This window comes from Herbiconiux sp. FW305-C-125, assembly GCF_058783455.1.
Map to the genome: position 1 here is coordinate 1 of NZ_JBYSYO010000020.1, position 13,648 is coordinate 13,648.

Sequence of the window (13,648 nt, forward strand, 5' to 3'; positions counted from 1 at the left end):
CTTGAAATCCGTCATCGTTCCGTCCGTCCAATCTCCGCCAAGCATGCTCAAGCTTCACGATTTTTGCAACAGAGCCCTCGCAAGATCACCGTGCGGGCCACCTCGCAAGCCCCGCCCTCCTTCGGCAAGGACGCCCTGGGCACGGGTGCGGATCTGAAACTGATCAACAAGACGAGCGACACGGCCACGTACCGGTTGTCGTTTGATCTGCCGTCGGATGTCTCGGGGTATCAGGGGCTCACGCTGTCGGACACGCTCCCGGACGAGTTGGCGTATCAGTCCGATTCGGGGCTGGCGGGTGCCGCGGCGACCGTGAACGGGCAGGACCTGTCCTGGACGCTGACCCAGGCGCAGATCGCCGCGGCCGCGGGATCCACCGTGTCCGTGGACGTGACGGTGAAGCTGTCGGCGGCCGCGACGTCGCAGGACAACGGCGCGGTCACGAACACCGCCGCCCTGCACGTCGACTACGACCCGTCGATGCCGGACCCGCCGGCGGACCCCGATCCCGCCACGAACACCGAACTCGAGATCGGGCTGCCGGACGCGCCGTCCGGGTTCACGAAGGTGAAGTCGGACGGCGACGGGATCCTCAACAGCCTGGAGGAGACGGCCGAGTACACGATCTCCATGAACGTGCCGGCGGACGTGTCGGAGTACGCGTCGATCGTGGCGACGGACGCCGTGCCGAGCACGTTGCAGATCGTCGGTTCCCCGACGACGGCGTCCGGCACCGCGTCCGCGTCCGGTAACACCGTGACGTGGACGCTGGACACGCCGGCGCAACTGGCGGACGCGGCGGGGAAGACGATCACCCTGACGATCCCCGTCAGGGCGGCAGCGAACGCGACGGCCGCCGACAACGGGGTGATCACGAACACCGCGAACACGACGGTCACCTTCTCGGACGCCTCGACCGAGGACCTCCCGCCGGCCACGAACACGGAGGTGGAGCTGCGGCTGACGCCCGCGCCGACCGGGCTGACGAAGGCGCTGTCGAGCGGCGAGGCGGGCAAGCCCGCATGGGACGCGGGCGTGCTGAATCACGCGGATGACGCGGTGCAGTTCCAGGTGTCGGCGAAGCTTCCGGCGGACGTGCGCAACTACGCGTCGTTCACGCTGATCGATACGCTGCCGGCCGGCCTCGCGGTCGAGGGGACGCCGAGCGTGGACGCGGACGGCGCCGACGTCACCGGCCTCGGCACCTTCACCGCGGCCTCCACCCGGTGGACCGTCGACCTCACCGACGCGTCGAACGCGGCGGCCCTCGCCGGCAAGACCCTCACCATGACCCTCGCGGTCGCGGGCGACGGGATCGATGACACGGACAACGGGACGCTGACGAACACCGGCTCGTGGGCGGTGACGCCCATCCAGGATGCGCAGGATCCGGCCGACCCCGACCCCGACCCCGAGAACGTGGTGGTCTCCTACCCCGAGCCCATCGACCCGGACAGCGTGTTCAAGGACGCGCAGGGCTCGGGCGCCGACCTGAAGCTCATCAACAAGTCGCCGACCTCGCCGGACACCGCGACCTACCGCCTCGGCTTCACCCTCCCGCAGGACGTGTCCGACTACGCGGGCGTCACCCTGACGGACGCACTGCCGGCCGAGCTGGAGTACGTGTCCGACACGGGGCTCGCCGGGGTGAACGCCACGGTCGCCGGCCAGACGCTGACCTGGGCGCTGGATCAGGCGACCGTGCAGGCGAACGCCGGGCAGGCGCTGACCGTGGACGTTGTGGTGAAGGTCGCGTCGGGCGCGATCTCGGCCGACAACGGCGCCCTCACGAACACGGCGACCGTCTCGGTGCAGTGGGATCCGAACCTGCCGGGCGACCAGCAGCCGGAGGACCCGGAGCCGAAGCCGAACACCGAGGTGGAACTGGGCCTGCCCGACCCGCCGGGGGCGTTCACGAAGATCGTCTCCGAGGGCGACGGCGTCCTGGGCTCCCTCGACGAGACCGCGACGTACCGGATCTCGATGAACATCCCGCAGGACGTCAGCGAGTACCAGGAGGTGCGGATCACCGACCAGGTGCCGGCCCTGCTGCAGATCGTCGGCGACCCGGCCACCGACTCCGGCACCTCGAGGTCGCGGGCGCCACGCCCCGCGAACTGGGCCTCAGCCGGGGCGCCGCGCTGCGCGGAAGCCTCGGGGGCGCCTACACGAAGTACGCGGAGCTGTTCCGCGTGCTGGGCGTGGACGAGGAGCGCGAGCGCGACGGCGTCGCGCGGGTCGTCTCCGCGCTGCGCGGCTGGCGGCCGGGGCTGCTCGAGCAGTTCGAGGGGATCGCCGAGGGGGCCGGCGTCGAGCTCTCGCAGGTCGTCGCGCTCAACGCCCGCACCGAGATCATCGCCCTCGGCGAGAAGCCGTCGAGCGAGTGCTCGACGCTCACGGCCGAGATCGGCGACCACCGCTACGGCGTGCAGACCTGGGACTGGCACGTCGAGCTCGATCCGTTCTGGCACACGCACACGGTCTCCGGCCCCGGGCTGCGCTACGCCGGCCTGACCGAGCAGGGCATCCTCTCGAAGATCGGCGTGAACGAGGCCGGCCTGGCCCTGCACTTCAACATCCTCGGGCACCGCGAGGATCGCCCCGACGGTGTGCCCATGCACGTGCTCTCGAGCGTGGTGCTCTCGGAGTGCCGTTCCGTCGACGAGGCCATCGAGCTGATCCGCGAGGCGCCGATCGCGTCGTCCTCGGCGTTCACGATGCTCGACGCGCAGCGCGCAGTGTCGGTCGAGATGAGCCCCGCGGGGGTGTTCGTGATCGAGGCGGTCGCGGGCTCGGTGCAGCGCACCAATCACTTCCAGCACGAGACGCCGCTCGCGGCGCAGAAGTCCGAGATCTACGAGCCCGACTCCTCGGAGCGCCTCGCGCTCGTGCGCGCGCGCCTCGCCGAGGGCCTGCCGGTCGCTCCGGGGGACCTGGTGCGGGTGCTGCTGACCGAGGAGGGCGAGCCGCCGCTCACCTGCCGCGCCGACATGTCCAAGGGCTACGGGGACCGGTGGGCCACCCTCGCGACGCTCATCACCGACCCGGAGGCCCGCACGATCCGGATCCTCGACGGCATGCCCACCGAGGCCGAGACGGGGGAGTGGCGCACGCTGACGGTGTGAGGCGCGGGCACCGGCCGGCGTGCGCCCGCCCATCGGGCACGGGCCGCAGGGCTCCCCCCGGCGCCGGGGGACCGGCCGGCCGGGCGCCTCCCGGGCACCCGGCGGGCTGTCGCCGCCGGGGGCACCGAGCGCCCTCTCCCGATCGCCTGCCGGCTGCGTCGCCCCGTCCCCGACGACTCCGCGCCGTCGGGAGATGCACGATTCTCGCGGGATCTCGACGCCTCCTGACCAGCGCGCATGGGGCGGACTCGCCTCAGCGGCGGAGGACCGGGAGCCGGGAGGCCCGGAGCATCCGCCGATGCGCCGGATGACGAGTCGGTCGAGACGAGGATCTCGTGGGGCGGTGGGTGCCGTGCATCTTTACATAAATCGTTTTACTCTGCTACCGTCGTGAGGTAAAACGATTTATGGATACCGGGCGAAACTTGCATAAAAACGATTTATGTATGTACCGTGATCATCCAAGGCGCGCCCATCGGCGGGCGCCGCCGGCCGGAGCGCATCGCCGCGGTCCGGGCCACCACCACTGTCGAAGGAGTCACCACGGTGTTGATCAACCAACGAACCCGCTCCCGGGCGGCCGCCGGCGCCGCGATCGCGCTGAGCCTCGCGTGCGTCCTCACCTCCTGCGCCGCGCCCGGCTCGGCGCCGGGCGGCACCGAGCAGACGGAGGCCGCGCCGGGCTTCCTCGCGGTCGCCGACGAGGCGCTCACGGGCACGGGCGCCCTCACCGTGCAGCTGGACTACGACACGAGCGAGGCCGACGGGCTCGACCCCCAGACCGCGCAGACCGACACCTCGTGGATGATCATGGGGCTCGTCTACGAGACGCTCGTGACCACGGACGAGAACTTCGAGATCCAGCCGAAGCTCGCCACCTCCTGGGAGCAGCCGGACGACACGACCTACGTCTTCACGATCGACACCACCGCGACCTTCTCGAACGGCCGCGCGCTCACCGTCGACGACGTCGTCGGCAGCCTCGAGCGCCAGGTCGCGAGCATGAGCGTGTGGTCCGGCCAGATGGGCCCCGTCGAGTCCATCGAGGCCACCGGCGACGATCAGGTCACCGTGAAGCTCGGCAGCCCGTACGCGCCGTTCCTCGCCGCGCTCGCGAACACGCCGGCCGCCATCCTCCCCATGGAGGAGGTGAACGACGGCAGCGTCGACCTCACCACCACCATGCTCGGCACCGGCCCGTACCTCGTCGCCGACCACCGGCAGGACGAATCGTGGACCTTCACCGCGAACCCCGACTGGCACGGCGGCGACAACCTCGCCGTGCAGACCCTCGAACTGCAGATCGTGGATCAGGAGTCGACCAGGCAGGCCGCGCTCCGCGAGGGCAGCACCGGCATGGCGAAGTTCGTCAACATCGACTCGCTGTCGCAGCTCGGCGGCAACGAGGGCCTCCAGATCGTCAAGCAGACGCAGAGCGACCTCTACTACGTCCTCGTCAACTCGCAGAAGCCCGACAGTCCGCTGAACGACCAGGACGTCCGCTTCGCGATCAACACCGCGATCGACCGCCAGGCGATCGCCGACATCGTCTTCGCCGGCGAAACGACCCCCACCGGCATCACCCCCTCGAACCTGCCCGGCGCCTGCCGGGTCGACGAGCTGCCCTCGGAGCAGGCCGCGATCGAGGACGCGAGGGCGACCATCGAGGAGACGGGCGCCGGAGACGTCGAGCTCGACCTCATCGTGGACACCTCGAACCCCGTCATGGCGCAGATCGCCCAGCTCGTGCAGCAGCAGCTCGCGGAGATCGGCGTCACCGTCCGGATCGAGCAGGTCGACACCGCGACCTACAGCGAGCGGGTCTTCTCGGCCCAGCCGGGCGACTTCGACCTGTCGATCAGCTGGTTCGCGGGCTACTCCGACCCGTCGATGGTGACCAAGTGGTGGAACCCCGAGCAGGCCTTCTTCAACGTCGGCTTCACGGGCGTGCACGAGGATCTCAACGCGCTCATCGCCGAGGGCGCGAGCGAGACCGATCCCGACGCGCGCGCCGAGGTGCTGACCGAGCTGTGCGCCTCCGCCGACGAGTACGCCGAGATGGTGCCGCTCGTGCACCGGCCGTCCATCATCGGGTTCGACACCGCGGCGGTGAGCCCGACGATCCAGAGCAACGAGGGGTACGGCAACATCCTCCGCAACATCGCCGACTACCGGATCGCCGGGGAGTAGTCCCGAATGATGCAGATCCTTCGCTGGTCCCCCGGGCGGGTGATGAGCGCGCTCATCACCCTGCTCGGCGTCTCGGTGCTCATCTTCGTCGCGATCCGTCTCATGCCCGGCAGCTACGAGGACATCATCCTCGGCCCGCTCGCCTCCGCCGAGGAGCGGCAGCTGCTCGCCGAGGCGTACGGGCTCGATCAGCCGATCTTCGTGCAGTACTTCGCCTGGATCGGGCAGGTGCTCACGGGGGAGCTCGGCACCTCCTACGTCACGCAGAGCTCCGTCTCCGGCGAGATGCTCGAGCGCATCCCGGTGACCGCGACGCTCACGATCATGGCGATGGCGGTGACGCTGCTCGCGGGCGTGCCGCTCGGGATCTGGACGGGAGTGCGATCCGGTGCGAAGCAGGGCGGCGCCGTCGGCCGCGTCGTGTCGAGCATCGGCATCAGCGTGCCCGAGTTCGTGCTCGGCAGCATCGTCATCTTCGTGTTCTCGCAGTTCTCGCTCGGCCTGAAGGTCGGCGGGTTCGCGAGCATCGGCACGGGCTTCTGGCCGACGTTCCAGGCGCTCCTGCTTCCAGCGCTCGTGCTCTCCGTCTTCTGCGTCGCGGCGACCGCGCGCACGACGCGCGACGCCGTCATGGGAGTGCTCGTCGAACCGCACATCACGGCCGCCGTCGCGCGCGGGGAGACGGCCGGGCACATCGTGCGCCATCACGTCCTGCGCAACGCCGGGATCCCGATCCTCACGCTGCTCGGCACCATCACCGCCTATCTCCTCGGCGGCGCCGTCATCATCGAGACGCTGTTCAACCTGCCGGGGCTCGGCTCGTTCATGGTCACCGGCCTCGGCCGTCGGGACTTCGCGGTCGTGCAGGCCACCGTGCTCTTCGCCGCCGCCGTCTTCGTCGTGCTGAGCCTCGTGCTCGACCTCATCACGAGCGCGCTCGACCCGCGCGTCGCCGTCACCGGGAAGGCAGGATCATGACCACCTACTCCCTCCCGCTCTCGAAGCGGAAGCGCGCGGTCAAGACCCGCCCGCCCCGCGACGCCCTCTTCATCGCCGCCGCCTGCGCGCTCGGCCTCATCGTGCTCGTCGCTGTGGCGGCCGCCGTCATCCCCTTCGCGGGCGATCCCGCGAGGATCGTCGGCCCGAGGCTCAGCCCGCCCTCTGCGGCGTACCCCTTCGGCACCGACGCCCTCGGCCGCTCGGTGCTGGCGCGCCTGCTGGAGGGCACGCGCACCACGCTCGTCCTCTCCACCCTCGCCGTCGTGTGCACCGCGGTCATCAGCGTGATCCTCGGCCTCGTCGCCGGCTACGCGGGCGGCTGGGCGCGGGAGGTCATCATGCGCCTGAGCGACGTGCTCTACTCCTTCCCGTCGATCGTGCTCGCGATCCTCATCGCGGCGGTGGTGGGACCCGGCCAGGCCGCGGTGCTCTCCAGCATCGTGCTCGTCACGGTGCCGCTCATGACCCGCATGGTGAGCGCGGCGGCGATGTCGGTCGCCAAGCGCGACTTCGTGACCACCGCGAAGATCAGCGGCGTGTCGGCCCCGGTGATCCTCTTCCGCCACCTGCTGCCGAACGTCAGCGGCACCATCGCGGTGCAGGGCACGTACGCGCTGTCGGTCGGCATCCTCGTCGAGGGAGGACTGAGCTTCCTCGGCTACGGCGTGCAGCCGCCGCGGTCATCGCTCGGCCTGCTGATCCAGGAGGGCGGCAGCTACATGCTGCAGGCGCCCTGGCTGCTGTTCGCCCCGGCCGCGGTGCTCGTCGTCGCGATCCTCTCCATCAACCTCATCGGCGACACGATGCGCGATCGGCTCGATCCGCGCGAGACAAGGAGCCTCGTATGACCGCGAACGCCCCCGCTGCCCCGGTGGTCTCGCTCACGGGATTCAGCGCCGAGTACCGCACCCGTCTCGGCGTGACCCGAGCGCTCGACGGGATCGATCTCGATGTCGCCCGCGGCGAACTGCTCGCGATCGTCGGCGAGTCGGGATCGGGCAAGTCCACCGTGTCGCAGGCCATCGGCCGCATGCTGCCGCGCGTCTGCCACGTGACCTCCGGGTCGGTGCACGTGCTCGGCAGGGACATCGCGAGTCTCGCGCCCGATGCGATACGGGCGCTGCGACGGGAATCACTGGGTTTCATCCCGCAGGATCCCATCGCCTCGCTCAACCCGACGATGCGGATCCGTCGCCAGCTCGAGCTCGCGCTCAGGCCGCTCGGACGACCGACCGACCTGGAGTCGCTCACCGAGCTGCTCGCGAGCGTCAAGATCCTCGAGCCGGATCGGGTGCTCCGACTCTATCCGCACGAGGTGTCCGGCGGAATGGCGCAGCGCATCGCGATCGCGCTGACCATGGCGCGCGAGCCCGAGATCCTGATCGCCGACGAGCCCACGGCATCGCTCGACGCACAGGTGCGCGACGAGATCCTGACCCTCATCGTCGACCTGGTGCAGCGCTCCGGCGCGAGCCTCATCTGGATCAGCCACGACCTCGGCGCCGTACGTCGCTGGTGCGACCGGATCGTCGTGATGCACCAGGGGCGTATCGTCGAAGAGGGGCCGGCCGCGCAGGTGCTCGACGAGCCGCGGGCGGACTACACGAGAACGCTGGTCGCCGCGATACCGGGCCGCCAGGATCCCACGACGAAGGAGGCGGAATGATGTCTGCGTCCCATCCGGACACGGATACGGCCCCGGTGCTGGAGCTGCGCGAGGTCAGCGTCGCGTTCACGAGCGGGGCGGGAGCGAAGCGGCGGACCGTCCGCGCCATGAACGCGGTGACGCTCGAGGTCGCCCCGGGCGAGACGCTCGGGCTGGTGGGCGAGTCCGGATCGGGCAAGACCACGACCGCCTCGGTCGCCCTGGGCCTCAAGCGGCCCGACTCCGGCGAGGTGCTGCTGCTCGGCGAACCCTTCACGCGATCGCGCAGGGCCAACGCCGGCAAGCTGCAGGCGGTGCTGCAGCATCCGCACTGGTCGCTCAACCCCCGGCGCAAGGTCGGGGAGTCGGTGCGCGAACCGCTGACGGTCGCGCGGCGCGACCTCAGCCGGTCCGAGCAGCGGCAGCGCGTGACGGAGATGCTCGAGCAGGTGGGGCTGAACCCCGCCTTCGCCGAGCGCTACCCCCACGAGCTCTCCGGAGGACAGCGCCAGCGCGTCTCGGTGGCCCGGGCGCTCGTGACCGAGCCGCGCTTCATCGTCTTCGACGAGGCCGTGAGCGCGCTCGACGTCGCCGTGCAGATGCAGATCCTCGCGCTCATCCGCGAACTGCAGGCGGAGCACCGCTTCGGCGCCCTCTTCATCTCGCACGATCTCGGCGCCGTGGAGCGCGTCGCGGACCGTGTCGCCGTGCTCTTCCGCGGCGACCTCGTCGAGACCGCTTCGACGGAGGAGTTCTTCCGCAACCCCCAGCACCCCTACTCGCAGACACTCTTGGAGGCCCTATGAATACGACACCGGTCCACGCACTCACGGATATCGACGGCGGGATCGTCGTGGATCCCGCGCCCCGCCTGGCGGGCCCGCCCGTCTTCGGCGGCCCGGGCAACGCCGCCTTCGACCTCGTGCCGGTCAGGAGCACCGGGCGGGAGACGCTGCGGTTCGACTTCCCGGGCGTCAGCGTCGGTTCGGCGCACTACGAGGAGGGGCCCACCGGTGCGACCGTGATCCACATCCCCGCCGGCGCCCGCACCGCGGTCGACGCGCGCGGCGGAGCCGTGGGTCTGTCCGGCGGGTACGACTTCAACCACGCCATCTGCCTGGCCGGCGGAGCCAGCTACGGGCTCGAGGCGGGCGCCGGGGTGAGCGGCGCGCTCCTGGAACGCCTCGAGTATCGCACCGGCTTCGCCGAGGCCCAGCTGGTGTCGTCGGCGGTCATCTACGACTTCTCGGCGCGCTCCACCGCGGTCTACCCCGACAAGGCGCTCGGCCGCGCGGCGCTCGAATTCGCCGTTCCCGGTGAGTTCCCGCAGGGGCGGGCGGGCGCGGGCATGAGCGCGTCCGCGGGCAAGGTGGACTGGGACCGCACCGAGATCACCGGGCAGGGCGCGGCGTTCCGTCGTCTCGGCGACGTGCGCATCCTCGCCGTCGTCGTGCCGAACCCGGTCGGCGTGATCATGGACCGCGCGGGCGGGATCGTGCGCGGCAACTACGACGCGCAGACCGGGGTCCGGCGCCACCCGGTGTTCGACTACCAGGAGGCGTTCGCCGAGCAGCTGCCGCCCGTCACCCAGGCGGGCAACACCACGATCAGCGCGATCGTCACGAACGTGCGGATGAGCCCCGTCGAGCTGAACCAGTTCGCCAAGCAGGTGCACAGTTCGATGCACCGCGGCATCCAGCCGTTCCACACCGACATGGACGGCGACACGCTCTTCGCCGTCACCACCGACGAGATCGATCTGCCGACGACCCCGGGGTCGTCGCGCGGGCGGCTGTCGGTGAACGCGACCGCGCTCGGCGCGATCGCCTCCGAGGTGATGTGGGACGCCGTCCTCGAGGCCGCGAAATAGGGGCATCGGCCCCGCAACAGGAGAGGAAGACATTGGACATCATCACCGCGACGGTGACGGGCACGGATCCGGGAAGCCGGGGCGCCGAGATCGGGAGCCGCTTCGGGGAGGGGATCCGCGACGCGGTCGACGGCATGACCACCTACACCGCCAGCATGGCGTTCCAGTCGATCGGCATCCCGATCCGGCGCATCCCCTCGGCCATCATCATCGGCGTGCTCGGCACCTTCTTCACCATCTACCTGGTCATGTCGACCAGCCTGCTCGACGCGGTGAACATCATGCTGCAGGTGCTGATCCTCATCTCGGCTCCGGGCATCACCGTCTACTGCATGGACATCTGGCTGCGCCGCAACCGATACGATGGCCTCGATCTCTTCGACGAGCGCCGGGGGGCGAAGTACTGGTACACCGGCGGCTTCAGCATTCCCGGCCTCGCCGCGGGGATCATCGGCGGCGCTGCCGCCTCCTTCTTCCTCACCACCGATTTCTGGAGCGGCGCGGTCGCCGAGGCCATGGGCTACATCGATCTCTCCGCCCCCGTCGCGATGATCGTCAGCGGTGGCCTCTACTATCTCTTCACCCGCCGCGGCTACACCTTCGGAGACACTCGATGAACGCACGTTCCACCGGCCAGCACCCCGCCAGGTATCCCGGAGCCGCGGCCGGGGAGCCGACACTCGACAGCTGGCAGGAGGCCCCGCACAACCGCTGGGCCTTCGCCCGCCTGGGCGAGCTGCTGCCCACGGCGGCGGTCTCCCGGCGCGACCCGGCGACGCCCGCGGAGCCCGTCGTGCGGCTCGACGCGCTCGCGACGCGGCTCCCCGATCTCGAGCAGCGGCTCGAGGAGACCTGCACCGACGCATTCCTCGTGCTGCGCGGCTCCGAGGTCCTCGCCGAGTACTACCGGGCGGGTTTCGCACCCGACGACCGTCACCTGCTGATGAGCGTCTCGAAGTCGCTGTGCGGCACGGTCGTCGGCGCGCTGATCGACGAGGGGCGCATCGATCCCGCGCAGCCCGTCACCGAGTATGTACCCGAGCTCGCGGGCTCCGTCTACGACGGGCCCTCCGTGCTGCAGGTGCTCGACATGCAGATCTCGATCGACTACAACGAGGACTACGTCGATCCGGCCTCGGAGGTGCAGACCCACGATCGCTCCGCCGGCTGGCGCACGCGGCGAGACGGGGACCCCGCCGACACCTACGAGTTCCTCACCACCCTCCGCGGCGACGGCGGCACCGGCGAGTTCCAGTACTGCTCGGCGAACACCGACGTGCTCGCCTGGATCGTCGAGCGGGTCACCGGTCTGCGCTACGTCGAAGCGCTCTCCACGTACCTGTGGGCGAAGCTCGACGCCGATCGGGATGCGACCATCACGGTCGACCAGACCGGCTTCGGCTTCGCGAACGGGGGCGTCTCCTGCACCGCGCGGGATCTCGCACGCGTGGGCCGCATGATGCTCGACGGCGGCGTCGCTCCCGGCGGACGGGTCGTATCGCAGGGCTGGGTGGAAAGCGTGCTGGCCGGCGGCTCCCGCGAAGCCATGCCCGACGAGGGTTTCACCTCCGCATTCCCCGAGGGCAGCTACACGCGCCAGTGGTGGTGCACGGGCAACGAGCGCGGCAACGTGAGCGGCATCGGCATCCACGGCCAGAACCTCTGGCTCGATCCGCGCACCGACTCCGTGATCGTCAAGCTCTCGTCGTGGCCCGATCCCGACACCCGGCACTGGCACGGGCTGCAGAGCGGGATCCTGCTCGACGTCAGCCGTGCCCTCGACGCGGTGTAGGCGGCGTGACCGGCGTCGGCACCGCGCCGGTGGATCCTGCGACTGCCTGACGCGGTGGCGCCACCGCGTCAGGCGCGTCGAAGGATCCGCCCGCGACGCGGGGACACCCGAGGGAGCGCCTACTCCCCCATCCGGTTGCGGGTGCGCATCGCCCGTTCGGCCTCGCGCTTGTCCTGCCGCTCGCGCATGGTCTGGCGCTTGTCGTACTCCTTCTTGCCCTTCGCGAGGGCGATCTCGACCTTCGCGCGGCCGTCGAGGAAGTACAGGCGCAGCGGCACGATCGTCATGCCGCCCTCGCGGGTCTTCTGGTAGAGCTTGTCGATCTGCTGGCGGTGCAGCAGCAGCTTGCGCTTGCGGCGCGGCGCGTGGTTCGTCCACGAGCCGTTGAGGTACTCGGGGATGTAGGCGGCGTCGAGCCAGGCCTCGCCGCGCTCGATGAACACGTATCCGTCGACGAGCGACGCGCGTCCCATGCGCAGCGACTTCACCTCGCTGCCCGTGAGCACCAGGCCCGCCTCGTAGGTGTCGAGGATGTGGTACTCGTGCCGGGCCTTCTTGTTGGAGGCGATCAGCTTCTCGCCGGTCTCCTTCGGGCTCATGTCACATCCTTCCTGCGGCCGGGGTGGTTCGGGGTCCGCGCTCACGCGCGAAGAACCAGCTTATCGCACACCGCCGCCGTTCCGCCCGCCACGCCGAGCCGCCCGGCCTCGAGGCGCCCGAACCGAGCCGATTGCTCCAACCCGCACGGATTATCGGCGCGGGAGGGCTCGGGCTCGCACGATGGGCTCGGTTTCGACGAGCCCCGGCCCCGAGATCCGGATCCGCGGCCCGCCCCGGGGACGCTCTGCGCTACACCCGCAGGTATCTGGTGATCGCGATCTTCGCCGCGATCGCCGAGAGCACCACTCCCACCAGCACGAGGATCGGCGGCACCACGAGCGCCTGCTCCACCGTGATGTAACTCGTGAACGGCACCTCCCGGGCGAGGAATCCCTGCACGAAGAAGCGCACGATCGCCACCGACGCGGCGCTCGCGAGCACGGCGCCGAAGAGCGCGGCGATGATGCCCTCCAATATGAAGGGGGTCTGGATGAACCGGTTCGACGCGCCCACGAGGCGCATGATCCCGATCTCCCGCCGGCGCGAGAACGCCGAGAGCCTGATCGTGGTCGAGATCAGCAGCATGGCCGCCACCAGCATGAGCCCCGCGATGACGATCGCCGTGTAGCTCGCCACCCCCAGGAACAGGAAGATCCGATCGAGCAGGCTGCGCTGGTCCGAGACGCTCTGCACGCCGGGGATGCCCGAGAACGTCTCCGTGATGATGTCGGAGCGCGAGGGATCCTTGAGCTTGATCCAGAAGGTCTGGTTGAGCTGCTCCGGCTTCGTGATGTCGACGATCGGGTTGCCCTCGAACTGCTGCACGAACTCCTTGTAGGCCTGCTCGTGCGTCACGAAGAAGAAGTCGTCGACGTAGGGGCGCAGCGTGTCCGACTGCAGCGCCTCCTCGACGGCCGCGATCTCGTCCTCGCCCGCGTCCTCGCCGGCGCAGGTCGAACTCTGGTCGTAGTCCGTGCAGAGGTAGACGGCCACCTGCGCGCGGTCGTACCAGAACGTCTTCATCTGCTGGATCTGCAGCTGCATCAGGATCGCCGCCCCCACGAAGGTGAGCGACACGAAGGTCACCAGCACCACGGAGATGACCACCGACATATTGCGGCGCAGGCCGTTCCAGACCTCGCCGAGCACCAGTCCCGCCCTCATCGCACCGGCCCCACATCCGTCTGGTCGTCGTTCTTCCGGCGCAACCCGAGGTGCTCCGCCAGGCTGCCGGTCTCGGACATGCGCACGGGATCCATCGGGCGATCCGGATCGAGGAAGCTCGGGATCCGGCGCGCCTGCGGCCCGCCGGAGCGCACCGTGTCGTCATCGTCGATGTCGGAGTCGTCGGGGCTCTGTTGCAAAGATTGGCGGCAGTCAGAGGTAGGCTGTCGCTCTGCGCCGATCAGGCGGCTGCTGCGAAATGG

11 protein-coding genes and 2 pseudogenes are annotated in these 13,648 nt (G+C 69.9%); 10 read left to right on the forward strand and 3 right to left on the reverse strand.

Annotation, left to right across the window (positions count from 1 at the left end; translation table 11 throughout):
- Nucleotides 1–90 precede the first annotated feature (90 nt).
- From AC3WLB_RS23850 to nylB, 10 genes and pseudogenes are all read left to right on the forward strand, one after another.
- A pseudogene (locus tag AC3WLB_RS23850) lies at nt 91–1,821 on the forward strand (isopeptide-forming domain-containing fimbrial protein); the annotation flags it as partial.
- Nucleotides 1,815–3,125 carry a C45 family autoproteolytic acyltransferase/hydrolase gene (locus AC3WLB_RS23855; protein ID WP_228145654.1) on the forward strand — a complete coding sequence of 437 codons (1,311 nt, stop codon included), beginning with the start codon at nt 1,815–1,817 and terminating at the stop codon, nt 3,123–3,125. The pseudogene AC3WLB_RS23850 and the gene AC3WLB_RS23855, both read left to right, overlap by 7 nt.
- 453 nt (nt 3,126–3,578) lie before the next feature.
- Nucleotides 3,579–5,315: an ABC transporter substrate-binding protein gene (locus AC3WLB_RS23860; RefSeq protein ID WP_465784579.1), complete on the forward strand. Its 1,737-nt coding sequence runs from the start codon at nt 3,579–3,581 to the stop codon at nt 5,313–5,315.
- Nucleotides 5,316–5,321: 6 nt separating this feature from the next.
- Nucleotides 5,322–6,293 carry an ABC transporter permease gene (locus tag AC3WLB_RS23865; protein WP_492510406.1) on the forward strand — a complete coding sequence of 324 codons (972 nt, stop codon included), beginning with the start codon at nt 5,322–5,324 and terminating at the stop codon, nt 6,291–6,293.
- Nucleotides 6,290–7,162: an ABC transporter permease gene (locus AC3WLB_RS23870; protein ID WP_363746609.1), complete on the forward strand. Its 873-nt coding sequence runs from the start codon at nt 6,290–6,292 to the stop codon at nt 7,160–7,162. The genes AC3WLB_RS23865 and AC3WLB_RS23870 overlap by 4 nt, the downstream gene beginning before the upstream one ends.
- A complete protein-coding gene (locus tag AC3WLB_RS23875) occupies nt 7,159–7,980 on the forward strand; it encodes an ABC transporter ATP-binding protein (RefSeq protein WP_363746606.1) in 822 nt (273 codons plus the stop codon). The genes AC3WLB_RS23870 and AC3WLB_RS23875 overlap by 4 nt, the downstream gene beginning before the upstream one ends.
- Nucleotides 7,977–8,765, forward strand: a complete 789-nt coding sequence (locus AC3WLB_RS23880) for an ABC transporter ATP-binding protein (protein WP_424457362.1) — start codon at nt 7,977–7,979, stop codon at nt 8,763–8,765. The genes AC3WLB_RS23875 and AC3WLB_RS23880 overlap by 4 nt, the downstream gene beginning before the upstream one ends.
- Entirely contained in the window at nt 8,762–9,829 is a 1,068-nt protein-coding gene (locus AC3WLB_RS23885) for an endo-type 6-aminohexanoate oligomer hydrolase (RefSeq protein WP_424457360.1), read from the forward strand. The genes AC3WLB_RS23880 and AC3WLB_RS23885 overlap by 4 nt, the downstream gene beginning before the upstream one ends.
- Before the next feature lie 32 nt (nt 9,830–9,861).
- Nucleotides 9,862–10,446: a cytosine permease gene (locus AC3WLB_RS23890; protein WP_424457359.1), complete on the forward strand. Its 585-nt coding sequence runs from the start codon at nt 9,862–9,864 to the stop codon at nt 10,444–10,446.
- Nucleotides 10,443–11,621, forward strand: coding sequence for a 6-aminohexanoate-dimer hydrolase (nylB, locus tag AC3WLB_RS23895; RefSeq protein WP_363746599.1), 1,179 nt, complete (start codon nt 10,443–10,445; stop codon nt 11,619–11,621). Before AC3WLB_RS23890 ends, nylB begins: the two co-directional genes overlap by 4 nt.
- A gap of 119 nt (nt 11,622–11,740) precedes the next feature.
- Here the strand turns inward: nylB and smpB are convergent, their stop codons facing one another.
- The 3 genes and pseudogenes from smpB to AC3WLB_RS23910 form a co-directional block, all read right to left on the reverse strand.
- A complete protein-coding gene (smpB, locus tag AC3WLB_RS23900) occupies nt 11,741–12,220 on the reverse strand; it encodes an SsrA-binding protein SmpB (protein ID WP_079941835.1) in 480 nt (159 codons plus the stop codon).
- Between the two features lie 250 nt (nt 12,221–12,470).
- The gene (gene ftsX, locus AC3WLB_RS23905) at nt 12,471–13,385 is read right to left on the reverse strand and encodes a permease-like cell division protein FtsX (RefSeq protein WP_079941836.1); all 915 of its coding nucleotides are present in this window, start codon (nt 13,383–13,385) and stop codon (nt 12,471–12,473) included.
- Nucleotides 13,382–13,648 (reverse strand): annotated as a pseudogene (locus AC3WLB_RS23910) (hypothetical protein); the annotation flags it as partial. The pseudogene AC3WLB_RS23910 and the gene ftsX, both read right to left, overlap by 4 nt.

Coding starts and splice junctions, on each gene's coding strand:
- AC3WLB_RS23870 (WP_363746609.1), top strand. CDS start 6,290: ATGACCACCTACTCCCTCCCGCTCTCGAAGCGGAAGCGCGCGGTCAAG.
- smpB (WP_079941835.1), bottom strand. CDS start 12,220: ATGAGCCCGAAGGAGACCGGCGAGAAGCTGATCGCCTCCAACAAGAAG.
- AC3WLB_RS23875 (WP_363746606.1), top strand. CDS start 7,159: ATGACCGCGAACGCCCCCGCTGCCCCGGTGGTCTCGCTCACGGGATTC.
- AC3WLB_RS23885 (WP_424457360.1), top strand. CDS start 8,762: ATGAATACGACACCGGTCCACGCACTCACGGATATCGACGGCGGGATC.
- AC3WLB_RS23865 (WP_492510406.1), top strand. CDS start 5,322: ATGATGCAGATCCTTCGCTGGTCCCCCGGGCGGGTGATGAGCGCGCTC.
- ftsX (WP_079941836.1), bottom strand. CDS start 13,385: ATGAGGGCGGGACTGGTGCTCGGCGAGGTCTGGAACGGCCTGCGCCGC.
- AC3WLB_RS23880 (WP_424457362.1), top strand. CDS start 7,977: ATGATGTCTGCGTCCCATCCGGACACGGATACGGCCCCGGTGCTGGAG.
- nylB (WP_363746599.1), top strand. CDS start 10,443: ATGAACGCACGTTCCACCGGCCAGCACCCCGCCAGGTATCCCGGAGCC.